The organism is Clostridium sp. AF12-41 (assembly GCF_003461685.1).
Classification (GTDB): Bacteria; Bacillota; Clostridia; order Lachnospirales; family Lachnospiraceae; genus Otoolea; species Otoolea fessa.
Genome location: NZ_QTXO01000001.1, coordinates 638,157 through 658,643, shown reverse-complemented (window position 1 = coordinate 658,643; position 20,487 = coordinate 638,157). Strand labels below are relative to the sequence as shown.

Sequence of the window (20,487 nt, the reverse complement as noted above, 5' to 3'; positions counted from 1 at the left end):
AATGTTGCAAAAATCGCAGGAAGAGCCGAAAAAAAAAGAACAAAGAATTTCGGACATACATACACACGTTCTTCCGGGACTTGATGATGGCTCGAAAAGCATAAGCGCCAGTGTTCGGATGCTTCAGAAATCATATCGGCAAGGTGTGCGCAATGTGATAGCAACCCCTCATTATACCGTCTATCACTGGCGGACAAAACCGGAACAGATACAGAGACTTATGGAGCAGATGGCAAAAGCGGTTCAGAAGGCGATGCCGGAGCTGCGACTGTATAGCGGGCAGGAAATACAATATTTTGAAGGCATGGCTGATATGCTTCAGAGGGGAGAACTGCTGACACTGGCGGGAAGTCATTATGTTCTGGTAGAATTCCTTCCCCAGACGCAGTGGAGTCAGATACAGAATGCAGTCCGGGAGCTGCTGCTGGCGGGATATTTCCCAGTGCTGGCGCATATTGAGCGTTATCAGTGTCTAAGAAAGACAGGACGTCTGACAGAGCTTCAGAGGGAGGGCGCTTATCTTCAGATGAATTACGGAAGTCTGATAAAGCTTAGAAATGTCTGGAATTTACGTGAGAGACTGGAACGGCGCTGGTGCCGTAAAGTGCTGCTGGCGGGATATATCAGTTTTCTGGGAACCGATATGCATGGGGTTCATCACCGTGCACCGGACAGTGACAGGGCGCTTGCCTGGATTCGGAAAAAAGGCGGGGATACATTGGCCAGGCAATTGTCAGTGGAGAATCCAGAAAAAATAATCCTGGATGAACGATTATAAGAGGAACTCTAAAATACATCTGAAACAGATTGGCAGAATGCCGGTCAGAAAAAAAGAAAGAAAAGGAAATTTGTAAGGTATGGAAACGAAAGAGAGTCAAAAACAGGCGTGGGATGACGAGGATGTAATTGATGTCGGAGAGATTTTGTATGCGTTGCTCCGGAAACTCTGGATTATCATCGGAGCGCTTGTGATTGGAGGAGCAATTGGAGGGGCATATAGTTACTTTTTGCTCACACCGCAGTACACTTCAACCGCAAAAATCTATGTACTGACAAAAGAAACAACGCTGACATCGTTGGCCGACCTGCAGATTGGCACGCAGCTGACGCAGGATTACAAGACGATCATTACCGGCCGCTCGGTCATGGAAGAGGTAGTCGATAAACTTCACCTGGACATGGACTATAAAAAGCTGGTTAAGAAGATTGAAGTGGAGAATCCGAAAGATACACGTATTTTAAGCATCTCAGCGCAGGATCCGGATGCGGAAATGGCAAAAAAGATCGTTGATACGACGGCAGAAGTGGCATCGGACTATGTAGGAGAAATCATGGAGATGACACCGCCGAAACTCATCGAGAGCGGTGAGGTGGCTGTTAAAAAGACCAGTCCGAGCAATACCAAAAATGCTGCGATTGGCGCTTTGATAGCAGCCTTTTTGGTGTGTGCATACATCAGCCTGACTGTTATTTTGAATGATACGATTCAGTCAGAGGAAGATGTGGAGAAATATCTGGAACTGCCGGTACTGGCTGTGATTCCGGAGAGCAAGATTCACGGAAGAGGCGAGAAAAAAGTAAAACGTACCTCCGGCATCTGGGATATCATCAATCCATTTGCCGGAAAAGAGAAAAACGAAAGAAGGTAGGAGAGCATGGCAAACAAGAATCTGTTCATCCAGGTTACACAGGATGAAAAAAAAGACTATCAATATGAGGAAGCAATGAAAACACTCCGTACCAACATTCAGTTTTCGGGCAGTGGATTGAAAGTGATCATGCTGACCAGCACGATGCCGGATGAGGGAAAAAGTGAGACATCTTCCCAGCTGGCGATTTCAATGGCACAGACAGAGGGACGAGTTTTATTTATTGATGCCGATATCCGTAAATCCGTGCTGGTATCCCGCTTCGGATTCGGGCAGCAGATTTACGGTCTGACGCAGTACCTGACAGGACAGAAACTGCTGGGGGATATTCTGTATCATACCAATCTGCCAAATCTTGACATCATTTTCTCTGGCCCGATGGCGCCGAATCCGGCGGAATTGCTGGGAGAGGACGCATTTGCGCGGCTGGTTGAATGGGCAAGAAATGAATATGACACGATCATCATTGATACGCCGCCTCTTGGAAGTGTCATTGACGCAGCTATTATTTCCCAGCGCTGTGACGGAGCTATCCTGGTAGTTGAAAGCGGGGCGCTCAGTTATCGCCTGGTGCAGAAAGCAAAAAACCAGCTTGAGCGGACGGGCTGCCGGATTTTAGGAGCCGTACTGAATCGTGTCGATATGGCAGGCAGCGGATACTATCATAGATATTATGGAAAATATTCCAAATATAGTAAATATTACGAAAACGAGTCGGATAAATGAAAAAGCAGAACATGATTCGATGGATTGCCGGAGCGGCGGTAGGAATCGCCTGCGTGGGATTCGGTATCCATGCATATTACAGATATGAAGAGAGAGAAGCAGCCGTGCAGGAGATGGAAGCACGCGGGCAGCAGGAAAACGAGGATGCAGAAGACCAGAAAAATGGGATTTTGACCTGGAATGGAAAGAAATATCGCCGGAATACAGCGATGAGAGCCATTCTTTGTATGGGTATTGATACGAAGGGCGAGATGGCATCACAGGCAGTTTCGGGAAAAGGCGGCGATGCCGATGCCATCTTTTTGATCGCCGAGGACGCGTCCAGAGATCAGGCTCAGATTGTTCTGATTCCAAGAAATACAATGACGGAGATAGAGGTATTTGACTATTTTGGGGAACCTCTGGGGACCGAGACACAGCAGCTGACGCTGGCGTATGCGTTTGGAGACGGGCGGGAAGAAAGCTGTGAACTGACAGCAGAAGCCCTTTCTAAACTTTTATTTGGTCTTAAGATCGACGGATACTTTGCAGTCAATATGGATTCGATTTCCTATTTTAATGATGCAGTCGGTGGTGTGCCGGTTACCGTGGATGATGAGATGGTCGCAAACCAGTATCCAGAAGATTTCAAGATGGGAGAAACAGTCAACCTGACCGGAGATCTGACAGAAAAATATGTCCGCTTCCGGGATGTGGACGAAGAGGGGTCCGCAAGTATTCGTCTTCACCGGCAGAAAGGATATCTGAAAGCGTTTATTCAGAAGGCAAAGGAAAGTCAGGCGGCAGACAAAACCACCATAACCCGGCTGGTGGATGGAATACAGAAATTGGCGATCACCAACATGGCGAAGGACCAGTACATGGACATGGGACTGGCGCTTTTGAACAGTCCGGATGCCATGGAAGACGGTGATTTTATTGAACTGTCGGGAAAAATATATCAGGGAAAATTCGAAGAGTTTTACCCAGATATGGATGAGCTAAAAGAGATTGTCATCAATCTTTTTTATAAAGAAAAAGCTTAAAAAGCAAAGGCTTTGAAAGCCGGAAAGGAAGGTTCAAATGAAAAAGAAGTACGCAGCACTCATGATGGCAGCAGCAATCATGGCAGTGCCGGGCACACTGGCAATGGCAGCGAGCCCGAACACAAATGTGACAGTCAGTCACGGAGGAAGCAGTTCAGGTTCTGCCTCTTCCAAGAGCGCAGGTCTCAATGTAAATGCGGGAACCATTACCAACAAGACATCTACGGGTATCAAGAATAGTGGTCAGAATGGTTCCAACGGTATTACTGTTTCGCAGGGAAATACTGCAAATGGCAGTTCGGTTGGGTTCGCATCCGATCAGCAGATCAAAGACGGCAATAGCTGGGCTGTTGCAGAAAAAGTGTTTGAGATCAATGCAGGTGTTCCGCTGTATCGTGTAACGGGTGATCCGGCACTGGTTGGATATTCTCCGCTTATGCCGGCACAGCAGCTCATGACAACCGATGCAAATGGCGTTGTAGTGAGTGATCCGGTCACGGTAAATATTGCAGTAGCAGCTCTGGGCGATGTTCAGAATGTAGAAATCTACTACTACAGTGAAACCGATCATAAGTGGAAATTAGCTCCGGTCAACGGGATTGATCATGCAACAAACTCTGTTAATGTAACAATTCCGGGCAATGCAGTCTTTACATTGGTTCATAAGAACTAATTGATAAGGCCGCGGAAGCCGGCAGGTACCTGGTAAGAGAGGTACCTGCTGGTACCTTGAGAGGCTGATTTACAAAGTCGATTGCAATAGGCATTGACGGGGGGAGCGGTAGATATGTACAGAAGAGATTCAGGCGGATGGATGAAGCATATCGATTTCATCATCCTGGATGTGATTTCTCTGCAGGCGGCATTAATACTTGCCTATGCATGCAGTGGGTATGGATGGGATATATACACACCGATTTTGTATCGGAATATGGCGATTTTTTTAGGAATGATGGATCTGATTTTGCTGGTTTGCCGGGAGACAATGCGGGGAGTCATAAGAAGAGACCATTTTGTGGAATTTATAGTAGCTGTCAAGCAGGCCGTTTTTATAGAAGGCAGTGCTCTTTTATATCTGTTCCTTCTGCAGGAAGGGCAGAAGTATTCCAGACTGGCTTTGATGCTGACGTCTGTCTTCTATATCGGAATCGCATATATTGTGCGTGAATGCTGGAAATGGCATCTGCAGCGAAAAAAAACAGTCGATGGAAACAAGCGTGTTCTGCTGATTGTGACAAATGAGGACATAGCCGGACGGACGGTCAAAACGATCAAGGAAAACAATTATGCACAATACATGATTGCGGGGGTCTGCCTGATCGGATGTCACGAATCGCATGTAGGAGAGAAAATCGAAGAAATCCCTGTGATAGTGGAGGAGGAAGAACTTCCCCATTATGTCTGCCAGGGATGGATTGATGAGGTTGTTGTTATAACCTCAGAGATGGTGCCATATCCGGATAAGCTGCTGAACCAGCTGACAGAAACCGGCGTAACGGTGCATCTGAACCTTGCAAAAGTGACAAGTGTGCCGGGAAAGAGACAGTTTGTGGAGAAAATAGGACCGTATACCGTGCTGACAACGAGCATCAATTATGCGTCGTCTTTCCAGCTTTTTCTCAAACGGATGATGGATGTCATAGGCGGCCTGATCGGCTGTGCATTGACGGCGGTACTCTTTTTATTTCTTGCACCTGCGATTTATCTGTCATCACCGGGACCGATCTTTTTTACCCAGGAAAGAGTCGGAAAAAACGGAAAACGGTTCAAAATGTACAAATTCAGAAGTATGTACATGGACGCCGAAGCACGCCGTGATGAGCTGATGAAAGAAAATAAGCTGGGCGATGGAAAGATGTTCAAGCTTGATTTCGACCCGCGCGTGATCGGAAATCAAATCATGCCGGATGGAAGCCATAAGACCGGAATCGGTGAATTTATCCGCCGGACAAGCCTGGATGAATTTCCTCAGTTTTTCAATGTGCTGAAAGGAGATATGTCGCTTGTAGGCACCCGCCCGCCGCTGATTTCAGAGACCAATCTCTATGAATTGCACCATAAAGCCAGACTGGCGATCAAGCCGGGTATTACCGGTATGTGGCAGGTCAGCGGTCGAAGTGAAATCACGGACTTCGAAGAAGTTGTCCGCCTAGACCGGGAGTATATCACTAATTGGAATATCGGAATGGATATAAAGATTCTGATGAAGACGGTGATGGTGGTTTTGAGGAAAGATGGGGCGGTGTAAGGGAATACAAGTTATCCATAAGTGGAAGGCTTTGATTGAGAGCAGAGAAAAGCCTGATTTCATGCGGGTTTGCGCGGCTTGACCTTTTCATCTCAACTTGTTTCTGCTTGTCACGGTGTGTTACGGCCAGCGTGCTTTCCGGGGTTAATGGCTTCTGGTTGCGCTCTATACTTAACCCATCACAGCGAAAGCTGATAGAGCAGAAAACAGAATAAGGAGGTACGAGGACAAGCCTGCGTATAGATTGTTGTTGCAATCTGTATACAGGCTTGTTGTTGTGCTGTGAAGTAAGTTGAGGGGTAAGAAATGTCTACGGGGCAAACAGAAGCAACGTAGCATAGTCAAAAAAGACCCGATTTTCACACTCAACATACCGAAGATTCGTTGCAAAACGCCCTGAAATATGAGGTGAAAATGGGTGATATCTACACAGTTTGCCGGTGGATGAGGAACACATAGCGGGAGGGATAAGGCGGATGTGGGTGGAATGAGAAAAATGGTGGCGCAGATGATAAATTCATCAAAAATCCATGAGCTTATCATCTACTCTGCTAATGTTCTATTGAGTACACTATCGCCGGTAAATATGAGGGCTACTTTGCTGCGGTTTGTTGAGTCATGAAAATATCGGGAAAAATGGCGATTTCTACTTCGCAACTTTTCTGTTGAGTAGACCTGTCGTGGGGATGATAGGTACATAAGGACGGGGTGTCGAGGATGAAAAATCTGCATGATTTGTTCATAGTGACGGTAGAAATATGGTTGAAAGTGGATAATATATACAGTTTCAACAACATATACGCGCCTACGCCCTTTGAGTGTATAAACCGACACTTCACAAAAATGGGGTATGAGCATGGACGGGGTTCGACAGTATAAAACAACACTTCGATGATTGCAAAAGCAAGACAGGTGTACTTAATAAAACGGAGAAAAGTAGAAATATGATTGCTGTGACGAGAGGGTATGACAGTAAGGAAAAAGACTTAGGCGTGTGTGGGCATCACACTTTATAAATTGGTTTTCCCATCTACTGGATGTGTACATAGATATAAAGATTATGAGGATGGATAGAGGAATGGAATCAAGAAAAGACGTTCAGCATGTATATCTTGTGGGTGCGAAGTCGTTGGGTGCGTATGGCGGCTATGAGACTTTTGTGTACAAGCTTACAGAGCATCATCAGAACAAGAAGAACATTAAATACCACGTCGCCTGCAAAGCCAACGGTAACGGTTGCATGGATGAAACCAAATTTGATGGTGTGACTAAAATCAATGACCATGAATTTGAGCTTCACAATGCACATTGCTTTAAGATTGATGTTCCACAGATTGGCCCTGCTCAAGCCATTTACTATGATGTGGCTGCACTGAAGGCTTGCTGTGAGCATATCAAGAAGAATCACATCCCTCACCCAATTGTTTACATAATGGCTTGCCTATTATTAAGTATGCTAAAGAACATAAGCTCAAAATACTATGTTTGGGACAGGAACTTAAGTGGGCAGATAAATCTGTAGAAAACGCAACTTTTGAAGAATGGATAACTGCTTTCAGACATGCAGACTGTGTGGTGACAGATTCCTTTCACGGTACAGTTTTTTCCCTTAAAAATAAAAAACAAATTGTTCTCTGTGGAAGAAATGATAAAAAAGCAAAAATTGCTTCATTGTTACATCAGTTTGATATTGATATTAGCATATATAATGGTGAAAATTTGACAAATTATCTCGCTGAAAATAGAATTGATTACAGTGAAAAGCAAAAAAATATTAATTATGAAATAGAAAAATCAATGAAATATCTTAGACAAGCATTAAAATAATCAAATTAAGTAAAGGCTGAGAAAAAATGAAAAATAGGTTTAAGGAAATATTAAAGGTAGTGCCTGGTGTTCGAATACTCTTGAAAAAAAGAAATGTTCATAAAGCAGTAAGAACTATTATTGGTAATGCTCGTAATTATGAAAGTGCTTTTCTCAAAAATTCTACTAGTTATCCAGAAAAGGCAGACGCTCTATATTATCGAAGAGAGTTGATTATTGGTGCGCACATTTTGGAAAAGGGGCTGAGCCATTCTGATTTTCGACCAGGGTTCGGCAGGGCAGCAATTATCGAACTTCAGAATAATATCCGGCTCTATATGAAAACTGATAAGCCAGATGGGTTTGCATTGGATAATGCTATTTCATTGCTTAGACAATATCATGAAGTTAATGCAATTCATGGGTTTGATGATACAGGGTACGTAGATGTCCAATTATTTGCATCAAGTGTACATAAGAGTTTGGCTCCATATTTATTAGAAACGGAAGAATACGAACATATGACTTTTTTAGAGTTGGCTCATAAAAGGCATTCCGTTAGAAGTTATGATGGATATGGGGTGCAAATTAGTGAAGAGGAAATTAAAGAAGTAATTACATTGGCAAATACTGCTCCAAGTGCATGTAATCGGCAAGCAACTCACGTTTTTGTTATTAAAAATAGAGAAATGATGAAGAAAATTGAAGAGTTGCATGGTGGATGTAAAAATTTTGGTGCACGTGCCAGTGCATTTGCATTAGTCACTAGCGATCTATCACTTTATTCAAGAAATGAAGTGAAAATTCCATCTTATGACGCAGGAATCTATTCAATGAATTTGTTGTATGCGTTACAAATCAAGGGCTTTTATTCTTGCATTTTGAACGGCTCTTTTCCCGGAAGTGCTTATAGAAAAGTGCATGAACTAACATCTATTCCAGAACGTTATGATATAAGTGGCTTGATAGTTATATATAAGCTAGAGAATACGGAGAATATTAGAATTGCAGCATCACCTAGAAGAAATGCGAAGGATGTTGTGACAATTCTTTAAGTATAAACATGACTATTAGGAGGTTTGAATAAATGAATCGTCAAAAAGAACTGGCGAAAAACACAATAATTTTGACGGTTGGAAAGATTTGTACGCAGTTCGTCAGTTTCCTTCTATTACCGCTATATACGGCATTATTAATACCGGCAGAATTTGGTATCGTAGACTTATACAACACTTACATTGCATTGCTGACCCCTGTATGTAATTGGCAATTCGAAAATGGATTGTTTCGGTTCATGATAGATTATAGGAATGATCCTGAGAAACAAAAGGCTTTATTTTCAACAGTATTTGTAACTAATATACTTCAAGCAATGGGGTATTTACTGTTTTTTGTTTTGCTACAAGGTTTTATTTCTTCTGAATATAAAATATTTCTTGCAGCTGATGTTGTTACTAATATTTTTTTAAATACACTTCTCCAATTTCCGAGGGGGCTTGGAAAGAACGGTATTTATTCAATTGCAAGCTTTCTATCTGCTGCGACCACAGTAATTTTTAATGTTGTTTTTATCGCAGGTTTTCGTTGGGGCGCACTTGGAATGTTTATTGCCACACTGCTTGCTAAAATGATTACTTGTACATATCTAATTTGTGCAATGAAAACCTGGAAGTATTTTTCTTTTAAGAGTTTTGATAAAGTAGTGCTAAAAAGTGTTACAAAGTATTCTATTCCATTAGTTCCTAATCAGTTATCATGGTGGGTCGTTGGAGCATCTGACCGTACAATTGTGGCACATTTCATTAGCGTAACAGCAAATGGTATTTACTCGGTTGCAAACAAATTCTCAACAGTATTTGTGACATTTTATAATATATTTAATTTATCTTGGACGGAATCTGTGTCGCTTCATATGAATGATGACGATAGAGATATATTTTTGACAGATATTATAAATACGATGTTTAATCTGTTCGCCGCTGTGGATATTGGCATTATTGCTTGTATGCCGTTTGTGTTTAACCTTATGGTTAATAATTTGTATGTAGATGCTTATTATCAGATACCAATATTAATGATTGCAGTCTTATTTCAAGTGATAGTTGGTTTATATAGCGTTATTTATGTTGCATTAAAGAAATCAACAGAGATAGCTAAAACCTCATTTTTGGCTGCGATTATCAATATTACGGTGGATCTTGCGCTAATCAGATTCATTGGCTTGTATGCAGCATCTGTATCAACACTTATTGCATATTTGGCAATGGCTCTATATAGATATTTTGACGTAAAAAGATATGTTTCTGTTTGCTTGAGAAAAAAATATATCTTTCTCACTTTTATTGTAGGAATGATAACGATAATTGCATATTATTCCAGAAATACATTTTCGTGTGCAGGGGCACTTATTATTGCAGTTGCATATGCGATTTCAATTAATTGGCAGTTTTTGATGTCAATATTAAGGCAGATAATTTACAAGGTGAAAAATACAAATTAGAAAGTATATAGAAGGTTTAGCACGGCTGGTTTAGAAAATGTTTGCTAAACGACTAATTATATAGTAAAAACTCTATGTATTGTATTTGTATGATGGTTACACTAATATCTAGAATGCCTAAGAATGAGTGCTAATAAATCTTTTAGCGTAGTTGTTGCATAAATAGTATTATGAAATTATTGTGTTCATGAAGGGGAAAATGAATTTTATGTAACTATTAAAAAACTCGAAGTATATTAATAAAGCTGAGGTGCGTATAATGGCGATGAAGGTTGTGATTATGGCAGACGGCAAGGGAACCCGAATTACTTCTGTGGCGAGTGATATTCCTAAACCGATGATAAAAATTGAAGGTATCCCCGTGCTGGAGCGAGAGATTGAATGCCTGAGAAAGCAGGGATTTGATGACATTATTATGACGGTAAGTCACCTAGGAAATATTATTATGGATTACTTTGGTGATGGTTCTGGAAACTCTCCGATAACAGGTGTGTCTTTTGGCGTACATATTGAATACTATTTTGAAAAAGAGCCGCTCGGCAATGCAGGTGCGCTGTTCAAAATAAAAGATAAGTTGACATCTGATTTTTTGCTCCTAAGTGCAGATGCGATGTTTGATGTGGATTTTAACAGATTTGTTGCATTTTATAAGGAACACGGTGGTTTGGTTACACTTTTTACACATCCGAATAGCCATCCATACGACAGTGGACTTATTATTGCTGATAAGAATGGTGCGGTTGAAAAATGGCTTGCAAAAGAAGATGAGCGTTCGCAGTATTACAGGAATCGTGTAAATGCTGGCTTGCATGTTATCAGCCCTCAAGTTCTAGAGCTGGCTGATATTAATGTAGATTTAATAGGTAAGATTGGCACAAATGGTAAACCGGTAAAGGTCGATTTGGATCGCCAGTTGTTAAAACCGTTGGCCGGAACAAACAAGATAAATAAATACTGCCCGTGGATGATTGGAAAAAATAAGGTGATTAATGTTGGAAAGAGAAATACCAGTATTATATAAAAGAAAAGAAGAATGCTGTGGATGTACGGCCTGTTATGCAATCTGTCCGAAAGAAGCCATCTCTATGGTAGAGGATGAGGAAGGATTTGAGTATCCTCAGATTGATGAAAATAAGTGTGTGCGTTGCCATCAGTGCATTAAGGTATGTCCGATAAAAGCAGCAAAAGTACAGTAAAGGGATAGAGTTATGAAAACAACATTACTTATCATGGTGGCCGGAATCGGTAGCCGATTTGGGACCGGAATCAAGCAGTTGGAACCGGTGGATGCTTCCAATCACATCATCATGGACTACTCAATTCATGATGCGATTGAGGCAGGTTTCAACCATGTAGTATTTATCATCCGCAAGGATATCGAGAAAGAGTTCAAAGAGGTTATTGGTGATCGCATTGCCTCTGTTTGCTCTTCTCATAACGTAACAGTAGACTACGCTTTCCAGGACATCAATGACATTCCGGGAGAACTTCCAGAAGGCCGTACAAAGCCGTGGGGAACTGGACAGGCAGTGCTTGCGGCGAAGAACGTAATTAAAACTCCGTTTATCGTCATCAATGCAGATGATTATTATGGTAAAGAAGGCTTCAACGCTGTTCATGAGTATCTGGTGAATGGTGGAAAATCCTGTATGGCGGGATTTGTGCTGAAGAACACGCTGTCTGATAACGGCGGTGTGACTCGTGGTATCTGCAAGATGGATGAGGATAACAACCTGACAGAGGTTGTAGAGACAAAGAATATTGTGAAGACCGCAACCGGAGCAGAAGCGGACGGTGTAGCTGTTGATATGAATTTTCTGGTTTCTATGAATATGTGGGGGTTGACTCCGGAGTTTCTGGATGTGCTAGAAAATGGTTTCAAGGCGTTTTTTGAGAAAGAAGTAGTTAAGAACCCTCTGAAAGCAGAGTATCTGATCCCAACCTTCATCGGTGAGTTGCTGGCTGAAGGCAAGATGTCTGTGAAAGTGCTGCGGAGTAATGACACCTGGTATGGCATGACCTACCATGAAGATGTGGCAGCGGTAAAGGGTAGCTTCAAGAAAATGTTAGAAAAAGGCGTCTACAAGGCTGATTTATTTGCAGACTTGTGATATACTGAGAGCGGTAGCTCCCTACGCTGCTCTATAAATAATCACACATGTCTCCGTGGTGAGCAGCAGGCAACGATCTTATAATCGGCTGAGATGTGAGAAAAGTAACTATCCATTTTGAATAATTAATGGAGAAGCGTATTATGGAATTTCAAACAGATATTTTTGAAGGAGTAGAACCGCCATCAAGCAGTAAATACAATTTGATAGATACAAAACTTCCGACGAGCCAAGATGTATATTTCGTAAGCAAGTGGCATGAACTTTTTGAACGCTATGAAATGGCGAGAATATTTTTACGCAAAACTGAGGAAGAAAATTGGGATTACTGGTTTAATAAAGTAGATGATGAGGTTGCTCAAAAAGGAATTGAATTAATGTTCAAATCCCAAATGCTTGAAACAGCATTAATAAATTATAATATTTTAGTTGATTTAACATGGACGATGACATATGTTTCAGCAGAATATGTTTTATACAAATTCGACAATGAAGGAAATGTGATTAATGCGGATGAAATCATTGGTATGCATTCGATTGAAAAATCATTGGATATGTTGCGAAAGACAGAAAATGGTGTGAGTACGCCACATGCGGAGGGAAATCCATTTCAATATCTTAAAGTAATGCGGCCAGAATTTTCTGATGCAATTGATTTAATTGTTGAGTTCTGGAAAGAATTTTCTGAGTCGAAAATCAGAAATATATATAACTATATTAAGCACAAAGGTACTCCTTGCTACAAGGAAATTGAAGCACTGAGAGATACTCGCTTTTTTAACCTTATTATAGGCAAGAAATCATATCCTACAGATATAAGAGATGTGAGAAAAGTTCTTTCAATAGGCGAATTAATAGATGAATTGAGAAAATTTGATGACGAAAAATTGTACCCGTATATTACTGGACTGATTGAAAAACTGAAAGTAGCAGTTGATCCATCTCCAATGATAATATAATAGATACTTTCAAGAGGAGATAGGGGTGAAAGAATGAGTAATCTAGATGGTATCAATGGATTACCACTGCTTCAAAGAAAGTTGGTGGTCCATTAAATCTTTTAGCAATAATTGGAGGCGGTTGTCTGGCTGTAGGTGGTACAGTGGGAAGCATGATCACAAATAAATACAGAGACATCAAGGGAAAAAAAGAATTAAAAACTTTGGGAACGTACTCCGTGACAAAAGATGCAGAAATCAAGAAGATAAAATTGCTTTTGAAAACAGGTGACCAGATTGCCATTCTTGCAGCCGATAATGATTCTATCTTAATTGCAAAAAACGGAGATAAAGATAATCCGTATTTCGTGTCTGCTGATTTTTTGATGGCGTGTTCAGATTACAAGGGAAAGTGAGCACATTGCTCTCACCTCAACACAGTGCTATACTTAAACAACTATAAAAGGAAAGAGGTTATCACTTATGCCCAGAACGAAAGGCAGCAAAAACCGTCCCAAAACCAATACCACCCAAGACTACGCATCCCAGATCGCGGAGAAGCAGGAATCTATCGTTTCCCTGACTGCTGAGATCGCATCCATCACTGCAAACATTGACACTTTGAAAGCTGACCTGAAGGAGAAGAAGGCCGAAAAAGAAGTGGCATCCCTGGAAGCGAAGAAGGCAAAGGCAGATGCTAAGGTCGCTGAAGAAGCAAAGAAGGCTGAAGCCGAGAGTGTGGTTAAGAGATTATTAGCCAGCGGGATGAGTGCGGACGAGATTCTGGAAAAACTGAAATAAACAAGAACCCAAGAAAAAATAAACGCCGTGTGGACAAACTGAACTCCAGGAGTTCACACGATCTTTTTTGAAGATTGACGTATAGTTTATAACGAAAATAAAACAAGGATATAAACAAAAGAAATGGAGCGTGACACAAAATGAACTTATCAAAAATACATCACATTGCAATCATCGTATCTGACTACGAAGCCGCAAAGGATTTCTATGTGAACAAGCTGGGATTCTCTGTCGTCAGAGAAAACTACCGCCCAGAGCGTAAGGACTGGAAGCTGGATCTTCGTGTCAATGGGCACACGGAACTGGAAATTTTCGCAGAGAAAAATCCGCCGAAGCGAGTGAACCGCCCTGAGGCCTGTGGGCTACGTCATCTTGCGTTCTGCGTGGATAGCGTGGAGCAGACAGTCAGAGAACTGGCGGAAGTTGGCATTGAATGTGAGACGATCCGTGTGGATGATTATAGCAGCAAGAAGATGACATTCTTCCATGATCCGGATGGACTGCCGCTGGAGCTGCACGAATAATTATGGGAGAGAAAAGAGCATATAAAGCCAGAAAGCCCGGCGGCGGCCGGAAGAAGCTGAAGCGGGAGTACGATGCAGGGAAAAATCTGAAAGAGCAGATGGATGATGCTGTGGCGCTTTATGATTCTGAGATGTCCTTGCAGGCCATCGGCGATGCGCTGAAACTAAATCCAATCAAAGTAAGAAAGCTGCTCATCACGGCTGGGGTGTATGAATCAGATGTGGCGGAAAAAGTAAAAAACACTTTTGAGGAATACCGAGAAATACAAGACTATAAAACTGCATTGCTATCAACCGCAGCAGCCCTTGACCTATCCAAAGCCTCCGTCACCTCGTACCTGCCTTATCAGAAAGGCGTGTACTTCCCCAGTACAGAGAAAGAAAAGATTAGTGTTGGAGCAGAGCGGCAGCGGAGATACAGAGCGATGAAGCGGTGGAGGTCTGATCCGACAGAAGAAAACTTCTGGGGTGTGGTTGTGGCTTATGCTGGTGTGAAATTCAAAACCTACTCCGGGTTGCCATTCTCTTACGAAATAAAAAAAGGCAGGAATGGCGAGTGCACAAAAGAGCTGTGGATCGATAGACGGGAGAAGAGCAAAAGTCTGGCGTGGAGTTCGGTGCTGCTGGCACTACGGAATATTAAAAAGGTGGGAGAAGTGGTAGACCGCCCGAAATCTCTGGGCGATATCCGGGGAGTGACTTACATTTATGGGATGTTCTATCGGTTTGGGCTGATCGATGTGCCGTAACTGAGGATGTGAATCTCAGTTGGGAAGGATGGTAGCATTATAGAAAAATTGAAGGAAATGATGGGCTGGAAAATATCTCAACATATGAATGCAGTGTGGAGGAACTGCCGGACTGGCCGGAAATCTATGTAAGACCGAGGGCAAAGCTCGCCTTTGAAGGAAAATCCCAACGCATAACAACACCCAAAAGGTACACGCCCTGAAAAGAGGCTGTGTCTTGTATCCAATATGTTTTTGAATTTGGAAAACATTACACTGAATAAAATGAAAGTTTCCGAAACGGGAAAATAATTTGATGTTTTGCGTATAATATGCTATACTGAGAAAAAGGAGGAATGCAGATATGGTTGAACGAAAAGAATATCTTGACCAACTTTGGGCATGGAAAGACGAGCAGCAGATCAAAGTCGTGACCGGAATCCGTCGCTGTGGAAAATCTGTACTTCTGGAACAGTATCAGCAGAGACTTTTAGCGAGTGGAGTCACACCGGAACAGATTATCTCTATCAATTTTGAAAATCTGGATTACGAACCTTTAAAAGATTATATGAAGCTGTACAACTACCTCAAAGAACGTTTGTGTGCTGATAGGATGACGTATATCTTTTTGGATGAGGTTCAGGAAGTTCCATTATTCGAGAAAGTGGTTGACAGCCTTTATATCAGAGACTATGCGGATGTTTATATCACAGGCTCCAATGCATATATGCTGTCAAGTGAGCTTGCAACGCTTTTGTCAGGGAGGTACACAGAGATCAAGATGCTGCCGCTTTCTTTCCGTGAGTATATGGCGGTTATAGGTATGGCAAAAGAGGAAGCGTTTGCAGAGTTTATGAAAACTGGTGGAATTCCGTATGTGGCAGTAATGAACCGCACAGATGAAAAAATAGATCAGTATTTAGAGGGAATCTACAATACCGTTATTGTAAAAGATATTGAGCAGCGTCAGGCAAGAAGAGAAAAAGAGGGCGGAAAACGAAAAATCACAGACATTGCGTTACTAAAGACAATTGCCAGGTATCTGGCAAGCGTTATCGGTAGCCCGGTGTCAATGAAAAGTATAACCGACTATCTGACCTCAGCGGGCAGAAAAGTATCCCAAAACACAGTCAGCGATTATGTTGAAGCCCTGACAGAGTCATTCATTTTTTATCCTGTGGTGCGATTTGACATTGTGGGAAAGCAGCTCTTAAAGGTCAACAATAAGTTTTACATGGTAGATATGGGAATCAGAAACCACATTCTTCCGAGAGAGCGATATGATCTTGGATTTACCATTGAGAACATTGTGTATCTTGAACTTTCACGAAGGGGCGGCAAAGTCAACATCGGAAAATATGGTTCTACTGAGGTTGACTTTGTGACACAGAAGGAAGGCGTGCTTACCTATTATCAGGTAACTGCTGATATGACGGCGGAAGAAACCTTTGAGAGAGAGATGAGACCGTTGCGGAGCATTCAGGATAATTATGAAAAAATTGTCCTGACATTGGATCGATTTTCACTCGGAAATTACGATGGTATAAAAGTTGTGAATGTCATTGACTGGCTTTTGGGATGAGAAATCTGCATATGAGTGATGTGGAAATTAGCAAAAAAAGCAGACTGATAGTAATAATCAGAAACCGAATGGAAAGAGTGTTACGGAATATCTTACCTTTTACCGCTTAAGACCAAACAATGTGGTTTATGTTGACCGTGTGATTTACGGTGGCAGAGATTATCAAAAACGGGATCGTCGATACGATGAGGAACTTCGTAAGGATGGGCGGAATGAGATTCTTGCATATGGGATCGCATTTTATAAGAAGCGCTGTAAAGTGGTAGTTGAAAGGCTGTAAATCCTTCAACAGTGTTCATAAATTAGAATTTTAATGATATATAATCAAAATAAATTCCGAAATGGGAATAAAGTTTGAGATTCAAGCCATGATATGCCTTTCTCGGAAGAAAGAAAGAGAGCGGACCAAACCGGAGTCCGCTCTCCTCATTTTCTATAGAACTCTGATTTATTTCGTACCAAAAATCCGATCCCCTGCATCTCCCAGGCCTGGGCAGATGTAAGCGTTTTCATTCAGGCAGCGATCGACATGACCGACATAGATCTGGACATCCGGATGTGCCTCATGCAGTCTCTTTAATCCTTCCGGAGCAGCGATGATTGCCATGAATTTGATGTTCTTTCCGCCGCGTGCTTTGATAAAGTCGATTGCCTCTACTGCGGAACCGCCGGTTGCCAGCATCGGGTCGGTAACAACGATGGTACGCAGTTCGATCGGGGTTGGCAGCTTGCAGTAGTATTCGTGCGGCTCATGGGTTGTCTCGTCGCGGTAGAGTCCGATGTGACCAACCTTTGCGGACGGAACGAGTGCCAGAATACCATTTACCATACCGAGACCGGCACGTAAGATCGGGACAACGGCAAGTTTTTTACCAGCCAGCATCGGAGTGCTGCAGGTTTCGATCGGAGTTTCTACTTCCTGATCTTCCAGCGGAAGATCGCGAAGCGCTTCATAGCCCATCAGCATCGCAATCTCATCGGTCAGGGAACGGAATTCGTTGGTTCCGGTGTTCTTGTTGCGGAGGAGCGAGATCTTGTGCTGAATCAACGGGTGATCGAGAATTGTTACATTTTTCATATTCATAACCTGCCTTTTCTTGAATTTTGATGATGAACGTTTTTTCGTAACGGTGCATAGCGCAGACCGCTTGCGAATTTTGTGCCATCTTCATGCCGTCATTTCCCAAAATCTGTATACATATGTGAAATGTATCGCCCTGATGGCATATTTTCTTTAATTATACACCGAATTGTACAGATTGAACAGTCTGTTTTATGATGTATTTTGGTAAAAGAGCGGTTTGGTTACTGTTCACAGGTAGGCACTTTTGGAACCGAAAGTGCCGTAAGAAAACGTGGTGGCAGCAGGAATTTGCCGTATTTAAATGCGAAGCCACGGCAAATTCCGTTACTGGGCACGTATGCGTGAACAGTAACGCGGTTTGTCATGAAGTAGTGCAGAGCATTTGTAAAAGAATGCAGGTGCTTTTATATGTTTATTAGAATAAAAAATAATACCAGTACTATATATAAGCAATACTTCTGAAAACAAATCAATAAATCTAACTGGAAATGAGAATAGAATGTGGTAAAATATAAAGTAGTGAATTATTGCACAACAATGAAGGAGGAAGCTTTGCCATTATGAAGACTGTATCGATAGCAGAGGAACTGAAAAACAATTCTTATCCGGGACGCGGAATTATCATTGGACGGACGCCGGACGGAAAGAAGGCGGTTACGGCATACTTTATCATGGGAAGAAGCGAGAACAGCCGCAACCGTGTGTTTGTAGAAGAAGGTGAGGGCATCCGCACACAGGCATTTGACCCGGCGAAGCTGGAAGATCCGAGTCTGATTATCTATGCACCGGTCCGTGTGCTGGGAAATAAAACGATCGTGACCAACGGCGATCAGACTGATACGATTTATGAGGGAATGGATCGCCAGATGACCTTTGAGCAGTCCCTCAGAAGCCGCGAGTTCGAGCCGGATGCGCCGAACTACACACCTCGTATTTCCGGTATCCTGCATATCGAGGATGGCGGTTACAACTATGCGCTGTCGATTCTGAAATCCAACGACGGCAATCCGGATTCCTGCCATCGTTATACATATGCGTATGAGAAGCCGGTTGCAGGCGAGGGACATTTCATCCACACCTATATGCACGACGGCAATCCGCTTCCGAGCTTCGAGGGTGAGCCGAAAAAGATCGAGATTCCGGACAGCCTGGATGAGTTTGCAGCGACACTCTGGGAGAATCTGAACCCGGATAATAAGGTATCTCTGTTTGTGCGCTATATTGATATTGCGACCAGAGAGACACAGACGAAGATCATTAATAAAAATAAGTAGGAACAGACTGGAAAATAGTTAAAAAAAGTCAAAAACCGTCTGAAAATGAAAACAGGTCAGAAACAAAATTGTTTATCTCAGTCGAGAAGACTCCCACCTCATCAGGTGGTAAGTAATAGCAAGTTTGTCTCAGTGGGAGTCCATTCTCCGACTGAGATAAACGCTCCGCGAGGATGCGCAGTGATTCTGTAAAGAATATGTCAGCTTCGCTGACCAGAATCACGCGCCAAGTCTCACGGACGTTCGACTTGAAACAGCATTTGAATCATGCGTTTAAATGGGTATACAGGAGGAATGAAGATGAACGAACTTGAGTTAAAATATGGATGCAACCCGAACCAGAAACCGTCCCGCATTTTTATGGCGGACGGCAGTGAGCTTCCGATCAAGGTACTTTGCGGCAAACCGGGATATATCAATTTCCTGGATGCGTTCAATGGCTGGCAGCTGGTAAGAGAACTGAAAGAGGCAACTGGGCTTCCGGCGGCAACTTCTTTTAAACATGTTTCGCCGGCAGGTGCAGCGGTAGGACTTCCGTTAGACGAGACGATGCGTAAGATTTACTGGGTCGATGATATGGGAGACTTATCTCCGCTTGCGTGTGCATATGCCAGAGCACGAGGTGCAGACCGCATGTCTTCCTTCGGCGATTTTATTTCTCTGTCGGATGTCTGCGATGCAGATACGGCGCGCATCATCAAGAGAGAAGTATCGGATGGCGTGATTGCTCCGGGATATACCAAGGAGGCTCTGGAGATTCTGGAATCAAAGAAAAATGGCAAGTACAATGTCATTGAAATCGATCCGGATTATGTACCAGCTCCGGTGGAGCGCAAACAGGTATTTGGCGTGACCTTTGAGCAGGGTAGAAATAATCTGGCAATCAACCGTGAGCTGCTGGAGAATATCGTGACTGAGAATAAAGAGCTGCCGGATAACGCGAAGATCGACATGATCGTATCTTTGATTACCCTGAAATATACACAGTCCAACTCTGTCTGCTACGTGAAGGATGGACAGGCGATCGGTATCGGCGCAGGTCAGCAGTCCCGTGTACATTGTACCCGTCTGGCAGGTCAGAAAGCCGACAACTGGTATCTGCGCCAATCTCCGCAGGTGTTAAATCTTCAGTTTGTGGATGGAATCAAGCGTGCAGACCGCGACAATGCGATCGATGTTTATATCGGAGAAGAATATATGGATGTGCTGGAAGAGGGCGCATGGCAGAAAATTTTCAAGGTAAAACCGCCGGTATTTACCCGTGAGGAAAAACGCGCATGGCTGGACGGCATGAAGGGTGTAACCATTGGTTCTGATGCATTCTTCCCATTTGGCGACAACATTGAGCGCGCGCACAAGAGCGGCGTTCAGTACATCGCACAGCCGGGCGGATCGGTTCGTGATGACAATGTAATCGAGGTTTGCAATAAATATGGCATTGTAATGGCATTTACGGGAATCCGTCTGTTCCATCATTAATGAAAAAGGGCG

General features: G+C 42.8%; 23 protein-coding genes. 22 read left to right on the top strand and 1 reads right to left on the bottom strand.

Features of this window, described 5'->3' with window-relative positions:
- Position 1 precedes the first annotated feature (1 nt).
- The 20 genes from DWV73_RS02895 to DWV73_RS12700 all read left to right on the top strand — a co-directional run bounded on the left by DWV73_RS02895 (position 2) and on the right by DWV73_RS12700 (position 16,918).
- Positions 2-778, top strand: a complete 777-nt coding sequence (locus DWV73_RS02895) for a CpsB/CapC family capsule biosynthesis tyrosine phosphatase (protein ID WP_117795588.1) — start codon at positions 2-4, stop codon at positions 776-778.
- A 79-nt stretch (positions 779-857) separates the two neighbouring features.
- Positions 858-1,649, top strand: a complete 792-nt coding sequence (locus DWV73_RS02890; protein ID WP_117795586.1) for a Wzz/FepE/Etk N-terminal domain-containing protein — start codon at positions 858-860, stop codon at positions 1,647-1,649.
- Between the two features lie 6 nt (positions 1,650-1,655).
- Positions 1,656-2,375 carry a CpsD/CapB family tyrosine-protein kinase gene (locus DWV73_RS02885; RefSeq protein WP_117795584.1) on the top strand — a complete coding sequence of 240 codons (720 nt, stop codon included), beginning with the start codon at positions 1,656-1,658 and terminating at the stop codon, positions 2,373-2,375.
- Positions 2,372-3,400 carry an LCP family protein gene (locus tag DWV73_RS02880; RefSeq protein ID WP_117795582.1) on the top strand — a complete coding sequence of 343 codons (1,029 nt, stop codon included), beginning with the start codon at positions 2,372-2,374 and terminating at the stop codon, positions 3,398-3,400. The genes DWV73_RS02885 and DWV73_RS02880 overlap by 4 nt, the downstream gene beginning before the upstream one ends.
- A 37-nt stretch (positions 3,401-3,437) precedes the next feature.
- Positions 3,438-4,073: a hypothetical protein gene (locus DWV73_RS02875; RefSeq protein WP_117795581.1), complete on the top strand. Its 636-nt coding sequence runs from the start codon at positions 3,438-3,440 to the stop codon at positions 4,071-4,073.
- Between the two features lie 114 nt (positions 4,074-4,187).
- On the top strand, positions 4,188-5,648 hold the full coding sequence (locus tag DWV73_RS02870; protein WP_117795579.1) for a sugar transferase: 1,461 nt from the start codon (positions 4,188-4,190) through the stop codon (positions 5,646-5,648).
- Between the two features lie 1,078 nt (positions 5,649-6,726).
- On the top strand, positions 6,727-7,170 hold the full coding sequence (locus DWV73_RS02865; protein ID WP_242995715.1) for a DUF1972 domain-containing protein: 444 nt from the start codon (positions 6,727-6,729) through the stop codon (positions 7,168-7,170).
- Positions 7,134-7,475 carry a polysaccharide pyruvyl transferase family protein gene (locus tag DWV73_RS02860; protein WP_207661033.1) on the top strand — a complete coding sequence of 114 codons (342 nt, stop codon included), beginning with the start codon at positions 7,134-7,136 and terminating at the stop codon, positions 7,473-7,475. Before DWV73_RS02865 ends, DWV73_RS02860 begins: the two co-directional genes overlap by 37 nt.
- A gap of 26 nt (positions 7,476-7,501) precedes the next feature.
- Positions 7,502-8,509: a nitroreductase family protein gene (locus DWV73_RS02855; RefSeq protein WP_117795575.1), complete on the top strand. Its 1,008-nt coding sequence runs from the start codon at positions 7,502-7,504 to the stop codon at positions 8,507-8,509.
- Positions 8,510-8,541: 32 nt separating this feature from the next.
- Entirely contained in the window at positions 8,542-9,954 is a 1,413-nt protein-coding gene (locus DWV73_RS02850; RefSeq protein ID WP_117795573.1) for an oligosaccharide flippase family protein, read from the top strand.
- A gap of 259 nt (positions 9,955-10,213) precedes the next feature.
- Positions 10,214-10,975, top strand: a complete 762-nt coding sequence (locus DWV73_RS02845) for a nucleotidyltransferase family protein (RefSeq protein ID WP_242995714.1) — start codon at positions 10,214-10,216, stop codon at positions 10,973-10,975.
- Positions 10,944-11,150: a 4Fe-4S binding protein gene (locus tag DWV73_RS02840; RefSeq protein ID WP_242995713.1), complete on the top strand. Its 207-nt coding sequence runs from the start codon at positions 10,944-10,946 to the stop codon at positions 11,148-11,150. The genes DWV73_RS02845 and DWV73_RS02840 overlap by 32 nt, the downstream gene beginning before the upstream one ends.
- Positions 11,151-11,162: 12 nt before the next feature.
- Entirely contained in the window at positions 11,163-12,065 is a 903-nt protein-coding gene (locus DWV73_RS02835) for a sugar phosphate nucleotidyltransferase (RefSeq protein ID WP_117795571.1), read from the top strand.
- 143 nt (positions 12,066-12,208) lie between these two features.
- A complete protein-coding gene (locus DWV73_RS02830; RefSeq protein WP_117795569.1) occupies positions 12,209-13,024 on the top strand; it encodes a hypothetical protein in 816 nt (271 codons plus the stop codon).
- A 218-nt stretch (positions 13,025-13,242) separates the two neighbouring features.
- Positions 13,243-13,419: a hypothetical protein gene (locus DWV73_RS12705; protein WP_181986197.1), complete on the top strand. Its 177-nt coding sequence runs from the start codon at positions 13,243-13,245 to the stop codon at positions 13,417-13,419.
- A 67-nt stretch (positions 13,420-13,486) separates the two neighbouring features.
- Positions 13,487-13,804 carry a hypothetical protein gene (locus DWV73_RS02820; protein ID WP_117795565.1) on the top strand — a complete coding sequence of 106 codons (318 nt, stop codon included), beginning with the start codon at positions 13,487-13,489 and terminating at the stop codon, positions 13,802-13,804.
- A gap of 140 nt (positions 13,805-13,944) precedes the next feature.
- Positions 13,945-14,328, top strand: a complete 384-nt coding sequence (locus tag DWV73_RS02815) for a VOC family protein (protein WP_117795563.1) — start codon at positions 13,945-13,947, stop codon at positions 14,326-14,328.
- Between the two features lie 2 nt (positions 14,329-14,330).
- Positions 14,331-15,077, top strand: coding sequence for a hypothetical protein (locus tag DWV73_RS12920; protein ID WP_242995712.1), 747 nt, complete (start codon positions 14,331-14,333; stop codon positions 15,075-15,077).
- A 343-nt stretch (positions 15,078-15,420) separates the two neighbouring features.
- Positions 15,421-16,638, top strand: a complete 1,218-nt coding sequence (locus tag DWV73_RS02800) for an ATP-binding protein (protein ID WP_117795559.1) — start codon at positions 15,421-15,423, stop codon at positions 16,636-16,638.
- Between the two features lie 121 nt (positions 16,639-16,759).
- Positions 16,760-16,918: a hypothetical protein gene (locus DWV73_RS12700; RefSeq protein WP_181986207.1), complete on the top strand. Its 159-nt coding sequence runs from the start codon at positions 16,760-16,762 to the stop codon at positions 16,916-16,918.
- Between the two features lie 168 nt (positions 16,919-17,086).
- On the opposite strand, the gene upp is transcribed toward DWV73_RS12700, so the two are convergent.
- Positions 17,087-17,716 carry a uracil phosphoribosyltransferase gene (upp, locus tag DWV73_RS02795; protein ID WP_022358719.1) on the bottom strand — a complete coding sequence of 210 codons (630 nt, stop codon included), beginning with the start codon at positions 17,714-17,716 and terminating at the stop codon, positions 17,087-17,089.
- Between the two features lie 566 nt (positions 17,717-18,282).
- Between upp and DWV73_RS02790 the strand changes: the two genes are divergently transcribed.
- Positions 18,283-18,996 carry an IMP cyclohydrolase gene (locus tag DWV73_RS02790; RefSeq protein WP_117795557.1) on the top strand — a complete coding sequence of 238 codons (714 nt, stop codon included), beginning with the start codon at positions 18,283-18,285 and terminating at the stop codon, positions 18,994-18,996.
- A 300-nt stretch (positions 18,997-19,296) separates the two neighbouring features.
- Positions 19,297-20,475: a phosphoribosylaminoimidazolecarboxamide formyltransferase gene (locus DWV73_RS02785; RefSeq protein ID WP_106999982.1), complete on the top strand. Its 1,179-nt coding sequence runs from the start codon at positions 19,297-19,299 to the stop codon at positions 20,473-20,475.
- Positions 20,476-20,487: the final 12 nt, after the last annotated feature.